Annotated in this window: 16 protein-coding genes and 1 pseudogene; 5 read left to right on the top strand and 12 right to left on the bottom strand. The window is 60.8% G+C overall.

Annotated elements, in window-relative coordinates; genetic code table 11:
* Positions 1–24: 24 nt before the first annotated feature.
* The 3 genes from PH552_RS14485 to PH552_RS14470 all read right to left on the bottom strand — a co-directional run bounded on the left by PH552_RS14485 (position 25) and on the right by PH552_RS14470 (position 4,944).
* On the bottom strand, positions 25–2,382 hold the full coding sequence (locus PH552_RS14485) for a hypothetical protein (protein ID WP_183762893.1): 2,358 nt from the start codon (positions 2,380–2,382) through the stop codon (positions 25–27).
* A gap of 61 nt (positions 2,383–2,443) precedes the next feature.
* Complete coding sequence (locus PH552_RS14475) at positions 2,444–3,739, bottom strand: adenylosuccinate synthase (RefSeq protein ID WP_183762890.1); 1,296 nt, start codon at positions 3,737–3,739, stop codon at positions 2,444–2,446.
* Between the two features lie 347 nt (positions 3,740–4,086).
* The gene (locus tag PH552_RS14470; RefSeq protein WP_183762887.1) at positions 4,087–4,944 is read right to left on the bottom strand and encodes a GNAT family N-acetyltransferase; all 858 of its coding nucleotides are present in this window, start codon (positions 4,942–4,944) and stop codon (positions 4,087–4,089) included.
* 327 nt (positions 4,945–5,271) lie between these two features.
* On the opposite strand from PH552_RS14470, the gene PH552_RS14465 reads away from it, so the two are divergent.
* The 3 genes from PH552_RS14465 to PH552_RS14455 all read left to right on the top strand — a co-directional run bounded on the left by PH552_RS14465 (position 5,272) and on the right by PH552_RS14455 (position 8,449).
* Entirely contained in the window at positions 5,272–6,594 is a 1,323-nt protein-coding gene (locus tag PH552_RS14465) for a UDP-glucose dehydrogenase family protein (protein ID WP_112340472.1), read from the top strand.
* 71 nt (positions 6,595–6,665) lie between these two features.
* Entirely contained in the window at positions 6,666–7,670 is a 1,005-nt protein-coding gene (locus tag PH552_RS14460; RefSeq protein WP_183762884.1) for an NAD-dependent epimerase, read from the top strand.
* A 5-nt stretch (positions 7,671–7,675) separates the two neighbouring features.
* Entirely contained in the window at positions 7,676–8,449 is a 774-nt protein-coding gene (locus tag PH552_RS14455) for an alpha/beta fold hydrolase (RefSeq protein ID WP_183762950.1), read from the top strand.
* An 18-nt stretch (positions 8,450–8,467) separates the two neighbouring features.
* Here the strand turns inward: PH552_RS14455 and rutF are convergent, their stop codons facing one another.
* The 5 genes and pseudogenes from rutF to PH552_RS14430 all read right to left on the bottom strand — a co-directional run bounded on the left by rutF (position 8,468) and on the right by PH552_RS14430 (position 11,882).
* Positions 8,468–9,007, bottom strand: a complete 540-nt coding sequence (rutF, locus tag PH552_RS14450) for an NADH-dependent FMN reductase RutF (RefSeq protein WP_181592280.1) — start codon at positions 9,005–9,007, stop codon at positions 8,468–8,470.
* A gap of 179 nt (positions 9,008–9,186) precedes the next feature.
* Positions 9,187–9,902, bottom strand: a pseudogene (locus PH552_RS14445) (class I SAM-dependent methyltransferase).
* Between the two features lie 125 nt (positions 9,903–10,027).
* The gene (locus PH552_RS14440; protein WP_183762881.1) at positions 10,028–10,534 is read right to left on the bottom strand and encodes a VOC family protein; all 507 of its coding nucleotides are present in this window, start codon (positions 10,532–10,534) and stop codon (positions 10,028–10,030) included.
* Positions 10,534–10,923: a RidA family protein gene (locus PH552_RS14435; RefSeq protein WP_183762878.1), complete on the bottom strand. Its 390-nt coding sequence runs from the start codon at positions 10,921–10,923 to the stop codon at positions 10,534–10,536. Before PH552_RS14435 ends, PH552_RS14440 begins: the two co-directional genes overlap by 1 nt.
* Positions 10,924–10,985: 62 nt before the next feature.
* A complete protein-coding gene (locus PH552_RS14430; protein WP_183762875.1) occupies positions 10,986–11,882 on the bottom strand; it encodes a DMT family transporter in 897 nt (298 codons plus the stop codon).
* Positions 11,883–12,127: 245 nt separating this feature from the next.
* On the opposite strand from PH552_RS14430, the gene PH552_RS14425 reads away from it, so the two are divergent.
* Positions 12,128–12,553, top strand: a complete 426-nt coding sequence (locus PH552_RS14425; protein ID WP_183762872.1) for a hypothetical protein — start codon at positions 12,128–12,130, stop codon at positions 12,551–12,553.
* A 51-nt stretch (positions 12,554–12,604) separates the two neighbouring features.
* Here PH552_RS14425 and PH552_RS14420 read toward each other — a convergent pair whose 3' ends face one another.
* From PH552_RS14420 to ung, 3 genes are all read right to left on the bottom strand, one after another.
* Entirely contained in the window at positions 12,605–13,216 is a 612-nt protein-coding gene (locus PH552_RS14420) for an alpha/beta hydrolase (protein WP_183762869.1), read from the bottom strand.
* A gap of 15 nt (positions 13,217–13,231) precedes the next feature.
* Positions 13,232–14,164, bottom strand: a complete 933-nt coding sequence (locus PH552_RS14415; RefSeq protein ID WP_183762866.1) for a VOC family protein — start codon at positions 14,162–14,164, stop codon at positions 13,232–13,234.
* A 167-nt stretch (positions 14,165–14,331) separates the two neighbouring features.
* On the bottom strand, positions 14,332–15,033 hold the full coding sequence (ung, locus tag PH552_RS14410) for a uracil-DNA glycosylase (protein ID WP_113351624.1): 702 nt from the start codon (positions 15,031–15,033) through the stop codon (positions 14,332–14,334).
* 338 nt (positions 15,034–15,371) lie between these two features.
* Between ung and PH552_RS14405 the strand changes: the two genes are divergently transcribed.
* Positions 15,372–15,803, top strand: a complete 432-nt coding sequence (locus PH552_RS14405; protein WP_285166078.1) for a P-loop NTPase family protein — start codon at positions 15,372–15,374, stop codon at positions 15,801–15,803.
* Between the two features lie 45 nt (positions 15,804–15,848).
* On the opposite strand, the gene PH552_RS14400 is transcribed toward PH552_RS14405, so the two are convergent.
* A complete protein-coding gene (locus PH552_RS14400) occupies positions 15,849–18,296 on the bottom strand; it encodes a GcvT family protein (protein WP_183762860.1) in 2,448 nt (815 codons plus the stop codon).
* Positions 18,297–18,300: the final 4 nt, after the last annotated feature.

Genomic DNA, 18,300 nt, shown 5'->3' with positions numbered 1-18,300 from the left:
CATATCCATCGATTTCAGAAAGCCTTACTGACCGTTCGAGGCGACACCGCCAAGTGCCTGCCATTCCGAAATCGCCTTGTTGAAGGCATCGGTGCCGGTCGGGCCTTTTTCCATCGTCAGCAGGGCGCGCCGGCCGTTGCGATAGACGACCGGAATATCGATCCAGTTACGGCTCTTCAAGAGATCGAGATTGGTCTTGCGCGCATCGGGGAAATCGTTGAGCGCGACCATATAGACATCATCGGTCACCTTGGCCGGCACCGCGATCAACGCATCGCCACGATCCTGCTCGGTCGCCTTCAACGCCACACGCTGGACATTATCGATCGCTCCGCCTTCGAAAGTCGGGGGAACCTGGAACGCCAGCTCGATCAGATGGCTCGCCGGAAGCGAGGAATCCGAATTTCGCGAAACGGTGATGGTAGCGGTCAGGCCGCGATCCGGAACGGTGATAAGACCCTGTACTGAAGGCTCCGGCCGGCCATCGGCCCCCTTGCCTTCCTGAACGGACCAGGTGACCGTGCCCTGGAAGGCGGATGGCGACGTTTGACCAAGGCGCTCCTCATAAAGGAAAACCTTCTGCCCGTTGGTAGCCGTCGCCGTCTGCTGCGTCACAGGCGGCGGCTGGTTGGCAGGTGCCTGCTGTTGCTGGCTGGCCGGGGGTGTCTGCTGGTCCGCGGAAGCGGATGGGTTCGGCGCGGTAGTCGCAGGTGCCTGGGTCTGCGCGGCAGCAGCATTGTTCGCCGGCGGCGTCGCCGTCGCGGAGGGTGCGGCGGAAGCGACATTCTGCTGCGCAACGGACTTGCCCTCGACGACACCCGGCTGACCGGTGGGGGCAGGCCCTTGATCCTCTTCCGTGCCATTGGCCAGAAGACGCTGCGTGAACTTCGTGTTGACCGTATTCGGGTCGCTGGTCACCGCGGCAACATCCGTATTGCCCACACCCGACGGCTGCTGGCTCGCCGGATTGTTCGGCTGCGGCGCGGCCGCCTGCTGCTGGGCGGGGGCGGAAGCGTTACCGTTCTTCGGTGCATTGTTGCCTGCCGTATCAGCCGCAGGTGGCGTTGCCCCATTCTTCGTTGCCGAGCTGACGAGTTTCGTCACCATGTTGTTGAGCGCATCACGGTTCAGCCAGGCCGCATAGCCACCGCCTCCAACGACCGCAAGTCCCACAAGCGTGACGATAATGCCGGTAATGTTGAGCCGACGGCGCTTCGGCTCCATGCGGAAACTGCGGCCCTGCAGTTTTGCCGCCATGCCCTGGTCGAGATCAGGCGGACCGGAGGAGCCACCACCGCGCTCGTCTTCCGCGCGCTTATCGAAGCCGGCAAGCTCCTTGAGTTCGCGCCAGCCATCGCTGGCAGCATCGGCATCAGGCGCCGTCTTGCTGGGAGAATGCACATCCGCAAAGAGATCGACGTCGTCAAAGGCGTTTTCCGGCATCTGCTGGACCGGCTTGGCAGCGGTAGACGAAGACTGCAATTCCTCGAAGACATCGGCATCCCAGACGAAGCCCTTGTTGATGGCCGGCGCCTTTGCGGTCTCGGATGCCTCGACGGGATGGCCGAACGGCGTCTCCGCGAAAGCTGCGGCCGGCATGACCGGCTCGGGCGCGGAATGACGAGTCGGCGCATCCACCTCGGCCCAGATCTGCTCGACCTGGCTTATGACGTCGTCGACCGGCGTATATTGCGCGCGTTGGTCGGGCGCGGCCTGGACAGGCTCAACGGCAACCGCCGGCGCTTCCTCCACGTGATGTTGCGGCTCGTCCTGATAAACCGGCTCGACCGCCGGCGCCTCATCTATCTCGGCATGGTGCTCGGCGCCGGCATGTTCAGCAGCAGGAACATGGAGTTCCTCTTCACGATGCGGCTCGCTCCATTCCTCGGCTACCTGATGCTCATGTGCATGGTCCTGCTCCACATACGAAGCAGGCTCTTCGTGAGCGGGCTCCTCACGGACAGGTTCTTCGTGGGCCGGCGGGGCAACGTCCGGTTCCTCATGGGCATGAGCCTCGGCCGGAGCCGCTGCAGGCTCTTCCACATCCGCTTCGGCATGGACGTCCTCAGCCGGATGTTGCTCGTGAACAGGCTCGGGCGCGACATCCTCGTGCACCGCAGGCTCTTGCACCTCGGGCGCTTCCGCGATCGGTTCCTCCGCTCCGGGAAGGGCCTCGGCATGCTCGGCCTCGACCTCGACGATTGCGGCCTCGAGCTTGTCGAGCTGACGGCGCAGCATTTCCTCGGGGGGGCGCGGCTTCATGCTCTCGAGCTGCCGCTGCACGGCACCGCGAGCTCGATCATAAACCTTGACCCGCATTTCGGGAGTATTTTCGGCCAGGCCGTCAACGGCCCGTCGAATAACTGCTACAAAATCCGCCATCAGTACTTTCTCATGATGCCCGGCGGGCAGCCGGGCCGGGATTCGTCATAGATACGCGACTTTAGCCCTCAAAGGGGTCAGTCACAAGTATGGTGTCCTCGCGCTCCGGACTGGTCGAAAGCAGTGCTACCGGAGCCCCGATCAGCTCTTCCACCTGGCGGACATACTTGATCGCCTGCGCCGGCAGATCGGCCCATTTGCGCGCACCGACGGTTGATTCCTTCCAGCCTTCGAGCGTGATGTAGATCGGCTCGACGCGAGCCTGCGCCGCCTGGCTTGCCGGCAGGTAGTCGATTTCCTTGCCGTCGAGCGTATAGCCGACGCAGATCTTCAGCTCGTCGAGGCCGTCCAGAACGTCGAGCTTGGTAAGCGCGATACCGGTGATGCCCGAAGTCTTCACCGTCTGGCGCACCAGCACGGCATCGAACCAGCCGCAGCGGCGCGGACGGCCGGTGTTGACGCCGACTTCGCGGCCGACGGTCGATAGATGCTGGCCGATCTCGTCATGCAGTTCGCAGGGGAACGGTCCCTCGCCGACGCGCGTCGTATAGGCCTTGGTGATGCCGAGCACGTAGCCGAGCGCCGTCGGGCCAAGGCCGGAACCGGCCGCTGCCTGTCCGGCGACCGTATTGGACGAGGTCACGAAAGGATAGGTGCCGTGGTCGTTATCCAGCAGCGCGCCCTGGGCGCCTTCGAAAAGAATGCGGGCGCCGGCCTTGCGCTGCTCGTCGAGCAGCCGCCAGACCTGATCGATATAGGGAAGAATATGCTCTGCAACGGAGCTGAGCTCATCGTGCAGGGCATCGAAGGAGATCTCGTCGACGCCCATGCCGCGGCGCAGCGCATTGTGATGGGTCAGAAGCCGGTCGATCTTGGCCGGCAGCGTTTCCGGCTCGGCAAGATCGCCGACGCGGATGGCCCGGCGGCCGACCTTGTCTTCATAGGCGGGGCCGATACCGCGACGGGTCGTGCCGATCTTCGTGCCGCTGTTGGAGGCAGCATCTTCGCGCATGGCGTCGAGATCACGGTGCAGCGACAGGATCAGCGGTGCGTTCTCGGCAATGCGCAGCACATCGGGGGTCACCGCGACGCCCTGGGCGCGTAGCTTTTCCACCTCGGCGACGAAATGGTGGGGATCGACGACGACGCCATTGCCGATGACGCTGAGCTTGCCGCGCACCAGCCCGGAGGGCAGCAGCGCCAGCTTGTAACTGACACCGTCGACAACAAGCGTATGACCGGCATTATGACCGCCCTGAAAGCGCACAATCACATCGGCGCGTTCCGAAAGCCAGTCGACAATCTTGCCTTTGCCTTCGTCGCCCCATTGCGAGCCGATCACTACAACGTTCGTCATTTATCCATTCCCGCTTCCTGCGCGCAGCCGCGCGCCTTGCTCAAACCCGCGCATCTATAAAGCTTTGTTTTTGGGAAAGCGACCCTGTTGTCTCAGGAGATTCGGCTTTTTGCATGACGAATCAGCCCCTCCAACAGGAATTTTCCCGGCCAGCGGCTGGGCGCACCCCGCCAATAACCCTCATCCAGCTGACTGCCCCTCCTCATAAAAGACCGGACTTGCGCGCGACGACATGGAAATATTCGGGCTCTGCCAAGACCGTCGCACCGGTTATACTCCGATGCCGTGATTATTCTTCCATCGAAGATCGGCGGCTCCCGCTCCCGGTTAGCACTAGAAGATTGTGGCTAACCGAGCTCGAGCGTGGTCACGCCAAAAACGCGATCGAGAGGTATTTCCGGCGCCTTGCCGCGATACATGCGAGCCGTTTCGAAAACCGGCGACAGGCCGCAATCTTCCGCAAGCTTGATGGCGTGAGCATTCTCCGCCGGCACATCCAGATAGACCGGCGCGCCCTTGGCCTTTGCAAGCAGCCTGCTCAGCAAGGCAAGTGCCACGTCCGGCTTATTGGCGAACAGCGGGCCGATCTTGTAGCCTTCGAAACAGCGCCGGATCGTGCCATAGCCGCGAACCCTGCTGCCGCCACCCACGATGAAGGATGCGCGCCTCTCCGGAGCACCGCACCACGCACGAATGAAGGAGTGGCGCAGACCGGGGAAGATTTCCGCATCGTAGTGCACCAATCCGTCAAGCTTGCCGTCGATTACCGGCACCACCTGCCTTGCCTGCTGCTCCTCCACATCGGGCACCTTTGGGATGCCGCCGTAGCGCAGGGTCCGGTACGCGGTCTCGAAGCCGTGGCGGCGATAATTTTCCTGTTGCGCGACGACGCCGTCCAATCCGACCGTGCGATTGCCCGCAAGCATCATGCCCTTGTTCCAGAGCTGCTTGCCGTATCCTCTGCCGCGAAGCTCCGGATGAAGAATGTAAAGACCGAGAAACGCGAAAGCCTCGCCGTATCGAACGACGGAGATGCAGCCGACAGGCACCTCTCCGACCGCACCGACCAGAAAGCCGGATGGATCTGCTTCCCAAAAGGCGGGAGCATCATCGACCCCGGGGTTCCATCCCTCTTGCCGAGCCCATTCCAGAGCAAGCTCCAGCTCACCAGCCCGCATTGTACGCACGGCAAAAGTCGACTTCATGCAATAGTCCCGAACCGCCCATTATACAGCCGCTCCCCACGGAACGATTGCGCCCAATTCATCATGCGGCAACATGATGCCAATCACAAGCGACAGCAATGATAAGCTGGAAATACAAAGGCTTCGTTTCACGCCGAGCACAAAGAACAACGCCAGTGGAACCACAGCAAGACAAACCGCCTTTTGTGACACTTCTATTGCAATTACTCCGGCAGGGTCGTCGCATATAGGCGTCCCTCGCGATCCTGTGTATAAGCACATTCAATCGCCAATGCCGGTTTCGTGCTTTCTCGTGGGATCCGGCGCCAGCAAAAGGAATGAAGTTTCATGCGCATCACGATGATCGGCTCGGGTTATGTGGGACTGGTGTCCGGCGTCTGCTTTGCCGACTTCGGCCACGACGTCATTTGCGTCGATAAGGACGCAAGCAAGATCGAGGCACTGCGGCGAGGCGAAATACCGATCTTCGAACCGGGCCTGGAGCAGCTCGTTGCGGACAATGTCCGCGCCGGCCGCCTCTCCTTCACCACGGACGTCGAAACCAGCGTCGCCGACAGCGACGTCGTCTTCATCGCGGTCGGAACACCTTCAAGGCGCGGCGACGGCCATGCCGATCTCTCTTACGTTTATGCTGCCGCCCGCGAAATTGCCGAGCATGTCAAAGGCTTCACCGTCATCGTCACCAAATCGACCGTACCGGTCGGCACTGGCGACGAGGTCGAACGCATCGTACGCGAAACCAATCCGCAAGCCGACGTCGCCATCGTCTCCAATCCGGAATTCCTGCGCGAGGGTGCCGCGATCGAGGATTTCAAACGACCGGACCGCATCGTCATCGGCCTCAACGACGAGCGCGCCCGCGGCGTCATGACCGAAGTCTACCGGCCTCTCTACCTCAACCAGGCACCGTTGCTCTTTACCTCCCGCCGCACATCGGAACTGATCAAATACGCCGCCAATGCCTTCCTCGCTATGAAGATCACCTTCATCAACGAGATGGCCGATCTCTGCGAGAAGGTCGGCGCTAATGTGCAGGAAGTCTCCCGCGGCATCGGGCTTGACGGCCGTATCGGCCCGAAATTCCTGCATGCCGGCCCAGGCTACGGCGGCTCCTGCTTCCCGAAGGATACGCTGGCGCTCGCCAAGACGGCGCAGGATTACGACAGCCCCGTGCGCCTGATCGAAACGACCGTGTCGATCAACGACAACCGCAAGCGCGCCATGGGCCGCAAGGTGATCGCGGCCATGGGCGGCGATATCAGGGGCAAGGCGATTGCGGTGCTCGGCCTGACCTTCAAGCCGAATACCGACGACATGCGAGACAGCCCGTCGATCTCGATCATCCAGACACTGCAGGATGCCGGCGCCACGGTGACCGGCTACGATCCAGAGGGCATGGAGAATGCCCGCCTGGTGATCGACAACATCACCTATGCGGACGATGCCTACAGCGCCGCACGCGATGCCGACGCGCTTGTCATCGTGACGGAATGGAACCAGTTCCGCGCACTGGATTTCGCCCGGCTCAAATCCGTCATGAAGGCTCCGGTCCTCGTCGACCTCAGAAACATCTATCGCCATGACGAGGTCACAAAGCACGGCTTTGCCTATACTAGCGTCGGCAGACCCTCGAACGACGCCACACTTTAGAGCGTTTACGCATTCCGAACGGAAAACCGCTACGCACTTTTCCTGGAAATGCTTTAAGCAAAGGCCGATCAATGCGCTATCTCATCACCGGCACCGCCGGCTTTATCGGATTCCACCTCGCCAGACGCCTGCTCGACGAGGGGCATTTCGTGGTCGGTTTCGACGGCATGACGCCCTATTACGACGTTAGGCTCAAGGAGAAGCGAACCGCCATCCTCGCACGCTCCAACGGTTTCAAAGCCGTCACCGGCATGCTGGAGGACAAGGCGGCGCTGGATCACGCCGCCGAACTCGCCGAGCCGGATGTGATCGTCCATCTCGCCGCGCAGGCAGGCGTCCGCTACAGCCTCGAAAATCCGCGTTCCTACGTCGATTCCAATCTCGTCGGTTCGTTCAACATCCTGGAATTGGCAAGAAACCTGCAGCCGAAGCACCTGCTGCTTGCCTCCACCTCGTCAGTCTATGGCGCCAACGAAAAGATCCCCTTTGCCGAAAGCGACAAGGCCGACGAACAGATGACGATCTATGCGGCGACCAAGAAGAGCATGGAGCTGATGGCACATAGCTACGCCCATCTCTTCCGTGTGCCCACGACAGCCTTCCGCTTCTTCACGGTCTATGGCCCCTGGGGCCGTCCGGACATGGCGCTCTTCAAGTTCGTCGATGCCATCAAGAACGACAGGCCGATCGAGATCTACGGCGAAGGCAAGATGAGCCGCGATTTCACCTATATCGACGATCTCGTCGAAGGCATCGTGCGTCTCATCGGCGTCGTGCCGTCGGAGGAAAACCGCGTGGTATCGGATGCGGTCATCGACACCCTGTCGAAGAACGCTCCCTTCCGCGTCGTCAATATCGGCGGCGGCCAGCCCGTCGGCCTGATGAGTTTCGTCGAAACCATCGAGACGATGCTCGGCAAGAAGGCGATCCGCAAGATGCTGCCCATGCAGCCCGGAGACGTCCACAACACCTATGCCGTGCCGGACCTCTTGATAGCGCTGACAGGCTTCAAGCCGCAGATCGAAGTCGAAGAAGGCGTGCGGCGCTTCGTCGAGTGGTATCAGGAAAACTATTGAGCAAAATGACAGGCATCGTCGAAACGGAACATTGGATCGAGAGCGGCGCCGGGCGCCTCTATGCAAAATCGTGGACACCGGATGCCGGGACCTCCCTGCCGCCGATCATCCTCTTTCACGATTCCCTTGGATGCATCACGCTCTGGAGAGATTTCCCGGAGCAGCTCGCTCATTCCCTCGGCCGTCAGGTGATCGCCTATGATCGGTTGGGCTTCGGTCGATCCGATGCCCGCACGGACGTTTTGCAGCAGAACTTCATGGCCCTGGAGGCCGGGCAGGCTGTGCCGCTGCTATGCGAGCAGTTCTCCATCCAGGAGTTCGTCGCCTGTGGGCATAGCGTGGGCGGCGGCATGGCAGTTGAAACGGGAGCACGCTTTGGCGAACGCTGCCGGGCCGTGATCACCATCGCCGCTCAGGCTTTCGTGGAGGAGAGAACCCTGCAGGGCATCAGGAGCGCGCAGCAGGAATTCAGATCGACCGAGACCTTCGCCCGGCTTGCGAGATATCACGGCAGCAAGACCGATTGGGTGCTGCGCGCATGGATCGACACCTGGCTTGCTCCCGAACGCGCCGAGTGGAGCCTCGACCCTGCGCTTGAAAAGCTACATTGCCCGGTGCTTGCCATTCACGGTGACCGTGACGAGTATGGTTCCGAGGCCCATCCACGCCGGATTGCGGCCGGACGTGGGTCGCTCCATATCCTGCCGGACACCGGACATTCGCCGCATCGCGAACGCCCTAGCCTCGTTATGAAAGCCATCGAAGACTTTCTGGCGTGAAGCGATGAGAAGGCCGGCTTACTCGGCCTGACCGGCGGAATGATAGGCCCGGTCGAAATAGATGAGTCCCTGTCCGCCATCGCGCTGGCGGATGGCATCGACCTCGCAGAACAGAATGTCATGCGTGCCGCCATCGGCCCGACGCACAATCCGGCAATCGAACGACACGAGAGCATCTTCGAGCACCGGCGCACCGGTGGACAATTCCGACCAGGAAGCGGCTGCGAAACGCTCGGCGACCGGGGTCTTGCCACCGAAGAGACGCGACAGATCTTCATGCGCTTCCGACAATACGTTAACGCAGAGCACGCCATTTTGCGTGACGGCGGGATGAACGGAAGCGCCGCGGTTCAGGCAGACGAGCAAGGTCGGAGGACTGTCGGTGACACTGCAAACCGCAGTCGCCGCAAAGCCGGCAAGCCCGGCTGGACCATCGGTCGTGACGATGTTCACGGCTGCCGCCATCCGTGCCATGGCGTTACGAAAATCGGCGCGCGCAATATCTGGATCGGCGACGGGCACCGCCCTCTCGATTGCCACGGAGGTTTTCATGTTCATTCCCACAGTCCCCTAACTCGCGCCGGATAACCCACACTATCTGGAGGATCGATGCGCCTCAAGAAACGACATTTTACGGAAGCGGCTCTTCGCGAGCAATTAGTTCCCCATAAAATCTATAAACAAAGGAAAATAACCAAGGCAGGAACCGAAGCTGTGAGGATATTCCGAAGCAGGTTTCAGGTTCGGGTGGAAATCAGAAGAAACATCGGCCGCTCGCGCTCGATTGCCCAATCCGGATGGACGGCGAGCTCCTCGTCGCTCGGCGACCATTCCTCGACATGCGCAATGGCGAAGCCCGATTTGATCAATAGGTTCAATGTCGTGCCCATCGTCCGATGCTGCTTGACGACGCCTTCGGCGAGCCAGTTCGTCACCCGCGGCCCCTCGATCTGATAGGCGCTGAGCGGCCAGACCTTGTGACCCTCGGCATCATCTAGCCATTCCGGCCGCCGTGGCGCCATATAGATCGGATGCTCGATCGAAAAGATTAGCCGACCGCCCGGCTTCAGCGCTTGACGGATCGTCGCCAGAAGGCGTGCAAAGCCTTCGATATAGTGGAAGGCCAGGGAACTATAGACGAGATCGAAGGTTGCCTCGGGAAGCTGAAGTTTCTCCAGATCGGCCCGGTCATAGCGAATGCATGCATCCGCCGTCTCGGCGCGAGCCCGCGCCAGCATCTTCTCGGAAACGTCGAGGCCCAGCACGCTGGCGGCCCCCTGCCCGACAGCCCACCGGCAGAACCACCCGAAACCGCAGCCGAGATCGGCGACGTCGAGGCCCTTCATGTCAGGCATCAAGGCACGGATGGCGGGCCATTCGGCCCGTCGATTGAGCGCTGCAGGCGGCTATAGCCCTCAAAGAAGGCCGGATCGTCGTAGATATTCTGGGTCATATTCGTCTTCTATCCTCTGCGCGGCCCGGAAGTGACCGTATCGGAGGCATAGTTCGTTTCCTCTTCGCTTAGACCATAAACATGCCGACGGAAAGCCGGTTGAAAGGGAGGTTCGGCCGGACCGGTCAAGCTGCCGGCTTTGGCCGCGATAGCCACTGCGAGTAGGGCTTTACGCCGAAATCCGGATCCGCCGCCTCATCGAGCACATGGATGAATTCGATCGAATGCCCGTCGGGATCCGAAAAATATTGCGACACGGCCGGCACCCAACCGCCAACGACCGGCTCATCGAGCGGCTCGCCATTAAAACCCTTCGGCTGGACGCCATAAGCCTTCAATGCAGCAGCGGAGCCGAGTACATCGGCAAGAGAGGTTCTGAACGCGATATGAAGGCGCATCTTGAGAGGGGAGCTGCCGGTTTCCCACAGGCCGAGCATGCCCATGCGTTTATCGTCGATCCACAGGAAGGCGACATTCCTGCTCTCGATGACGGTTGCAAGCTCCAGCTTCAGGACGTCGCGATAGAAAGCGATTGAGCGCTGAAGATCGGCAACCGTCAGATGTGTCTCGTAAAGGCCCAGAATGCGGGGCATCGACGGATCGGCCGAATGCTCGGCATGACCGGTCGTCATCACATCACCTTCGCCGCCGTGACCTCGACCTCGACCAGAAACTCGGACCGTGTAAACCCGCCGACGATCAGCAGCGTGGAGACCGGTGCAGGATTTTGGACATAGCGATCGCGCACGGCCATATAGGCGGGAAAATCCTCGCGCGTGGTCACGAAGCCGCCGATACGGATGACGTCGGCAAACCCCATGCCGGCCTCCTCGAGGATAGCACCGATCGCTTTAAAACACAGTTCGGCCTGGCCGGTAACATCAGGCGGAATGCGATCGTCGATACCGATGCCGAGCTGGCCGGACGTGACCAGCAGGCTGGCGCCCGGCGGCACCAGCAGGCCGTGATTGTAATTGCCGAAAGGGCGGCGGACGGATGGGGGATTGAATACCTTTTTCATCGATACCGACTCCTAGTGGACCGGACCGATTTCAGCATTTTGATTGTATGCCGACAAGCCGTTCAATGCGCTTGCGCTGAAATATCAGCCCGATTTCGGCGCACTTCCAACAAGATATGTCCGAAAAGTGCTGCAAGCACAATCGGCCCGCCGATGAGCGTTGCCGTCGACGGACGCTCGGCAAAGACCATCCAGACCCAGAGCGGCGTCAGAGGCACTTCGAGCGCTGTCAGCAGGGCGGCATCCGAGGCCGGAACCAGCCGCGAGCCGAATGTATAGAGACTGAGACCCATCGCATTCTGGATGATGCCGAAGGCGATGATCAGCCCGAGATCCTGTCCGGAGATCGAAAGCGGCGAGGCAAACCAGAAGGTGATGAAAGAGCACAGCCAGGCGGAAAGCGCCATGGCCGGCAGCATCGGCACATTGCGATGCTGCCGCATGACGACGGCAAGGCAGGCGACGGTCAGCGTCATCATCGCGGCCAGCCCCTTGCCGAGCCAGCTGCCGGCATCGCTCACATGGCCGGAAAGCATGACGAGCACGCCGATGAAGGCAACGCCACTGGCAATCAGCGTCCTCATGTTGGGACGTTCGCGGATGAAGAGAAAAGCGACACCCGCGGTGACGAAGGGCACGGTCGCATAGATGACCATGGCATCGGCGACCGACGTATAATAGATCGAGCCAATGCCGCTGATCATGGATGCGGTGGAAAAGATTGTCGCCGCCAGCGAAGGACCACCCATGGAGCGCAGGATGCGAAAAGCGTTGCGGCGCTCGATATAGAAGAAGAGCGCAAAAACGCCGAGGCCGGAGACGATGCCGCGGCAGAACAGAATGGTCATGAGATCGGCATGGATCGCCCGCACGAAAAGGCCCGATGTCGACCAGGCAAGCGCCGAGAGCGCGACATAAGCCACACCCAACCTATATTGCTGCTGTTCCCCCGCCGTCACGATGAAATCCCCTGCCCCGTCGAGGCAGATCATTAGCGGGTGGCCATGATGCCTACAAGCTGAGCTTGCGTCGCAGCGTGTCGCTGACGCCGGAAGATCACGAGGGTTGCAGGAAGGTCACGCCACACCCTGCCGTGAGCAAACAAGAGGCGTCGTCTCAGCGTTATTATTGGCAAGACCGCTTTGATCTTGCACATCTTTACGATCGCTCTACCGTTCTGGCGGCTTCATCGAAGGAGAATCAATTGCGCCTGCTGTCGGCCACCTTGTTTGCGTGCGGCTGCGTCAGCCTGGTCGACGGCCCGCTATGGCCGCCGGCGCAAACCTATGTCGACAAGACGGTGCAATGCAGCCAAAGCGACAATCCCGGCCGCTGCGAACACACACGCGACAGCTGGAAGGCCGATTATGAGGAAGCCATCGCAGGCGAGTATCGCGCGCAGAAGCATGTCGCCCTGTGCCTGAGCACCGGCTGCGACGAGGCGATCCAGCCCGACAAGATGCTCGGCTGCGCTTGGCGCATGGTCATTGCCGAATCACAACATGCTCTGCCTGACAGCATGGATGTCGCAAATCTCAACCGCTTCTGCGGAACAGGCTATCTCGACGAGAACGGAAAACTCGCAGCCGCCTCGCAAGCGAAGGCGATGCTGCGCCTCATCGGCAAATAGCAGGCCACGCGGCAGGAGCTGTCTGCCGCGTGGCTTGGTCATTTTTCGAGCTTACGCGTAGGGCACAAGGAATTTGCCGATGGCCTCGATCTCGTTAGGGCGAATATCGTGACCGCCCGGATGCCATTCGAGGGTGACCTCTGCAGCCTGCCGCGCAAAGTAATCGGCGAGCGACTTGGTGACCGGCGCCGGCGCGATCGGATCGCGCTCACCCGCGGTGATCAGCACGCGCTTGCCTGCCAGCCTGGCATTGTCCTTCGGCTGAAAGGGGATCAGCGGATGCATCAGCACCGCCGCATCGAACAGATCGCCATGCTCGATCAGGACGTTGGCGAGGATATTGGCGCCGTTGGAAAAGCCGAGGCCGAGCACCTGCGATGCGCCATATTCCGCCGCCAGTTCCGAGACATATTTCGCCATCTTTTCCGTCGCCCTGGCAAGATCGGCCATGTCATAAACGCCCTCGCCTGTGCGGCGAAAGAAGCGCGCCGCGCCATATTCCGAGACATCACCGCGCGGCGAGATGATGGTGACGTCCGGTAGCAGCCGGGCAGCGAAATCAAAAAACTGGTTCTCGTCGCCGCCGGTGCCATGGAAGGTGAAGAAAATAGGCTTTCCGGGTGCACCGGCCTTCAGCCGGTGCACATAAGTCGTATCCGTCATGATCTTTCTCCTGGATTAGCCTTCCAGCGGTTCGAGATGCTGCTCGATCAGCCCACGCAGATGCGCATGTTGTTCTGGCAGTTTCAGCGCCTCGCCAAGATGGGCCGTATCCTCATCGCGGTTGAAGCCAGGTTCGTTGGTGGCGACTTCGAACAGCACGCCGCCCGGCGTGCGGAAATAGATCGCCCAGAAGTAATCGCGGTCGATGACCGGGGTCACCTGATAGCCCGTATCCATCAGCGCCTTGCGCACCTCGAGCTGCTTTGCGCGGTTCTCGACGGCAAAGGCGACATGGTGGACGGAGCCGGCGCCCGGAAGCGCCCGATTGATGTTCGGCATCGTCTCGAGGTCGACATAATCGGCGCCGTTACCGCCGGGAATGGCAAGCCGCTTGATGCCATCATGTGTATCGACGACTTCGTAGCCCATGTACTTCAACAACTCGGCCGTGGCGCCTTCATCCCTGAGCCGCATGGCGACGGAATGGAAGCCTCTGATGGCATGCTCGGCATCGACCCCGTTATGCGTCCAAGGCTGCCGCTTGTCGTCCTTGACCTCGACGAGCGCGAAACCATCGCCATCCGGACCGGCAAAATGCAGGCGCTTCTGGCCGAAGGATTCGTCGGCCTTCAAGCCCTCGACGCCATGCTGGCCGAGCCGCTCGGTCCAATAGCCGATGGAACCTTCCGGAACGGAATAGACTGTGTTGCCGACTTCACCGGTGCCCGGGCGGCCGCGCGCCATCTTCGGGAACGGGAAATACGTCATGATGGTGCCGGGCGTGCCGATCTCGTCACCATAGTAGAGGTGATAGACATCGGGAGCGTCGAAATTCACCGTCTTCTTGACGCGGCGCAGGCCGAGCGTGTCGGTGAAGAACTTGTTATTGGTCCGGGCGTCTTCCGCCATCGAGGTAACGTGGTGAAGACCTTTGATCTGGTTAAGCATCTTAAACCCCTTGTCTCGCCTGCACCGGCAGGCGTTTCTCATGGGCAGAAGATGGTCTTGTCGGCCGCGTTTCGATAGCCCCGAATAGCCAAACGGATTGTCTTCAATGAGTGAACGATAAATTCGGATCGTTCACTGATGTAAGCTACGATCCGGAAAGCAGCGCCTTACTGAGCATCCGGATTGCTTGGCAGTGCCCAATCGATCGGATCCCGGCCATGCGCGACCAGATAGGCATTGGCCTTGGAGAAATGCCGGCAGCCGAGAAAACCGTTATGAGCCGATAGCGGCGACGGATGCGCCGCCTTCAGCACCAGATGGCGCTCGGTATCGACGAAGGCGGCTTTCTTCTGCGCATAGGAACCCCAGAGCATGAAGACGACGCCGTCGCATTCATCGTTGACCCTGCGGATGACGGCGTCGGTGAAGCGCTCCCAGCCCTTGCCCTGATGCGAGGCGGCCTGGGATTCCTCCACCGTCAGCACGCTGTTGAGCAGAAGCACACCCTGCTTTGCCCAGCTTTCCAGAAAGCCGTGGCGGGCCGGCGGAATGCCGAGATCGGTTTCCAGTTCCTTGTAGATATTGACCAGCGACGGTGGGATGCGCACGCCGGGGCGCACGCTAAAGCAGAGCCCATGCGCCTGGCCGAAACCGTGATAGGGATCCTGCCCGAGAATGACCACCTGCACCTCGTCGAGCGGTGTCAGATCCAGCGCCCGGAAATACTCGCTGCCACGGGGAAAGATCACCTTCCCGCGCTGCTTTTCCTCGACAAGGAAAGATTTGAGCTGCTGCATGTAGGGGCTTTCGAACTCCTGCGACAGCGCCTCTTTCCAGCTCTCCTCAAGCTTGATGTTCGCTTCCGCCATCGTTTCCGGCCTCCGTCTGTTTTCAGCATGTCGATTGAGGATGAAAGCGCCGGCGTGTCAAGAAAATGGCGGACGCCGCGGCGGGGAGATCACAGTTTTCGGGAGGTGGTGGGGTCTGGTTCCAAGCTCGTCTCGTAAATGACGTAATCACAACAGCAGGACACGCAAGCGTTGACAAGGCGGTTCGCTTCCGCCAATGAAAGCCATCCCAATTTTCCGACCGGTGTCTCATGCTTCCCTTGCATTCCCTTGGCGAGCGCATCGTTGTGCTCGGCCCCTCCAATGCTGGCAAGTCAACCCTGGCGGTTGCACTCTCCAAGAAGCTCGGCTTTCCGACCGTGCATCTCGATCAGCTTCATCACCTGCCTCATACGGACTGGAAGCAGCGCCCCGAAGCAGAATTTGCCGCGCTCCACGATGCAGCGATTCTTGGCGAACAGTGGATCATGGAAGGCAATTATACGCGCCTGATGCCGCAACGTTTGGCTCGCGCGACCGGCGCCATCCTCATCACCTCCAATCATTGGCTGCGCTTTTCCCGCTATCTCAAGCGGACCCTGATCAACCGCTCAGATCGAGCAGGCCATCTCGAAGGCGCCAAGGACAGCGTCAAATGGGAGATGATTCACTGGATACTCGTGAAGACCCGCAACAGTGGCGCCAAATACGCAAAAATTCTTCAGGAAGCTAATTTGCCGATGGTGGAATGCCACACAGCGGAGGCGCTCAATGGCCTTTATCGGGCTTGGGATCTGCCGAGCAGGCGATAGGCCTCATACCGAAATGGTCTTCGAGTTAATACACGCGGTCTACAATCACCCCTTGATCCGTACCATCTGCGGATCATAAAGCGGCTTCAGCGACACCCGACACGGCACTCGGCTCTGCGCGACATCGAGCTCGTAGCGGCCGGACAGCACGAAATCCTCCGTCACGCCGCCGGGATCGCGGACATAGCCGTAGCCGATCGCCTTGCCGATCGTGTAGCCATAGCCGCCGCTCGATAGCCAGCCGACACGCTGGCCATCGCGATAGATCGTCTCGCGGCCGAGAAGCACGGTTTCGGCATCGTCGGGCACGAAGCAGGCGAGCATCTTCTTGACGCCCAAGGCCAGCTGGCGCTCGATCGCCTCCCTGCCGCGGAATGCGACGTCCTTCTTCGTCTTCACCGCCCAGGCAAGCCCTGCTTCGATCGGAGTATGATCCGGCCCAATATCCGAACCCCATGCACGATAGCCCTTCTCCAATCGGCAGCTCTCGATGGCGCGATAGCCGGCATTGATAAGCCCGTATTCGCGACCAGCCGCCATCAGCACGTCATAAACGCTAGTGGCATATTCCACCGGCACATGCAGCTCGTAACCGAGTTCGCCGACATAGGTGATGCGCAGCGCCCTGACGGGGCAGCCGGCGATGCCGATAGTCTTCACCTTGCCGAAGGGGAATGCGGTGTTCGAAACATCCGCCGAGGTCACGGCCTGCAATATCTCGCGCGACTTCGGCCCCATCAGCGACAGGACCGAATAGGCGGAGGTGACGTCTACCAGTTCCGCATGCATCTCGGGCGGAATATTGCGAGCGATCCAATCGAAATCACGCGTTGCGAAGCCGGTGCCTGTCGTGATGTAGAATTCATTCTCGGCGATGCGGCCGACAGTAACGTCGCATTCGATGCCGCCACGGTCGTTCAGCATCTGGGTGTAGGTCAGTGCGCCAACAGGCTTGACGACGTCGTTGGAAGCGATCCATGAGATCGCCGCCTCGGCATCCCTGCCCTTCAGCACGAATTTCGCAAAGGAGGTCTGATCGAAAATGACGGCCGCTTCGCGCACCGCCTTATGTTCGCGGCCGACGGCATCGAACCAGTTCTGCCGTCCATACGTGTACTCGTCCTTCGGCTCCTCGCCCGCAAAGAGATCGGCAAACCAGTTCGGCCGTTCCCAGCCGAGCTTTTCGCCGAAGCAGGCGCCCTGCGCCTTCAGCCGATCGTAAAGCGGCGACTTGCGGCAGGGCCGGCCGCTGGAATGCTCCTCGAAGGGCCAGGCCATGGTGTAATGCTTGCCATAGGCCTCCAGCGTGCGGGTGCGCACCCAGTCGGTGTCGAAATGCGGGCGGCCGAAGCGCCTGATATCGACAGGCCAGAGATCGTAGGGCGGTTCGCCCTTGGCAACCCATTCGGCGAGCGCCATGCCCGCCCCGCCGGCGGATGCGATGCCGAAGGCATTGAAGCCGGCGCCGACGAAGAAACTCCTCAGTTCCGGCGCCTCGCCGAGAATGAAATTGCCGTCGGGCGTAAAGCTCTCCGGGCCGCACAGCAGCTGCTTGATGCCGGCCGTCTGCAGCGCCGGCACACGCACCAGCGCCTGCTCCATGATCTGCTCGAAGTGGTCGAAATTGCTGTCGAGCAAGGTGTAATGAAAATCTTTCGGGATGCCGTCGAGTGCCCATGGGATAGGATCGGGCTCATAGCCGCCCATGACCAGCCCGCCGACCTCTTCCTTGTAATAGGTCAGCCGATCGGGATCACGCAGCGTCGGCAAGTTGGACGGCACGCCGAAGGATTCGGTGATGAGGTATTGGTGCTCGACGGAGACCAGCGGCACATTGACGCCAAAACGGCTTGCAAAAGTTCGCGTCCATTGCCCCGCGCAGACGACGACGCGCTCGCATTCGATACGGCCTTTCTCGGTGATGACGGCACGGATCCGGCCCTGGTCGATCTCCAGATCGAGAACTTCGGTATCCTCGAAGATCGACACGCCGCTCATGCGGGCGCCTTTCGCCAGCGCCTGGGTGATATCGGAAGGATTGGCCTGACCGTCCGTCGGCAGGAAGGCGGCGCCGACGAGATCGTCAACATCCATCAGCGGCCAGAGATTGAGCGCTTCCTGCGGCGTCAGCAGGTGCATCTGCAGGCCGAAGGACTGCGCCGTCGTCGCCTGCCGCTTTACCTCGGTCCAACGCCCCTCGTTGCAGGCAAGGCGCAGGCCGCCATTCATCTTCCAGCCGGTGGCAAGCCCCGTCTCCGCCTCGAGCTTCTTGTAGAGATCGACGGAATAGCCGAGCATCTGTGTGATGTTGGCGCTGGTGCGCAGCTGGCCGACGAGGCCGGCAGCATGGAAGGTCGTGCCCGAAGTCAGCTTCTTGCGCTCCAGCAGCACGGTATCGGTGAAGCCGAGTTTGCCGAGATGGTAGGCCGTCGAGCAGCCGATGATGCCACCGCCGATGACGACGGTCTTTGCGGTAGCCGGCAGTTCCTTCATGACA

It is taken from the genome of Rhizobium aureum (assembly GCF_030182495.1).
Lineage (GTDB): Bacteria > Pseudomonadota > Alphaproteobacteria > Rhizobiales > Rhizobiaceae > Rhizobium > Rhizobium tropici_C.
Note: the sequence above shows the minus strand (reverse complement) of the source record. Positions and strands in the feature narration are given on the sequence as shown.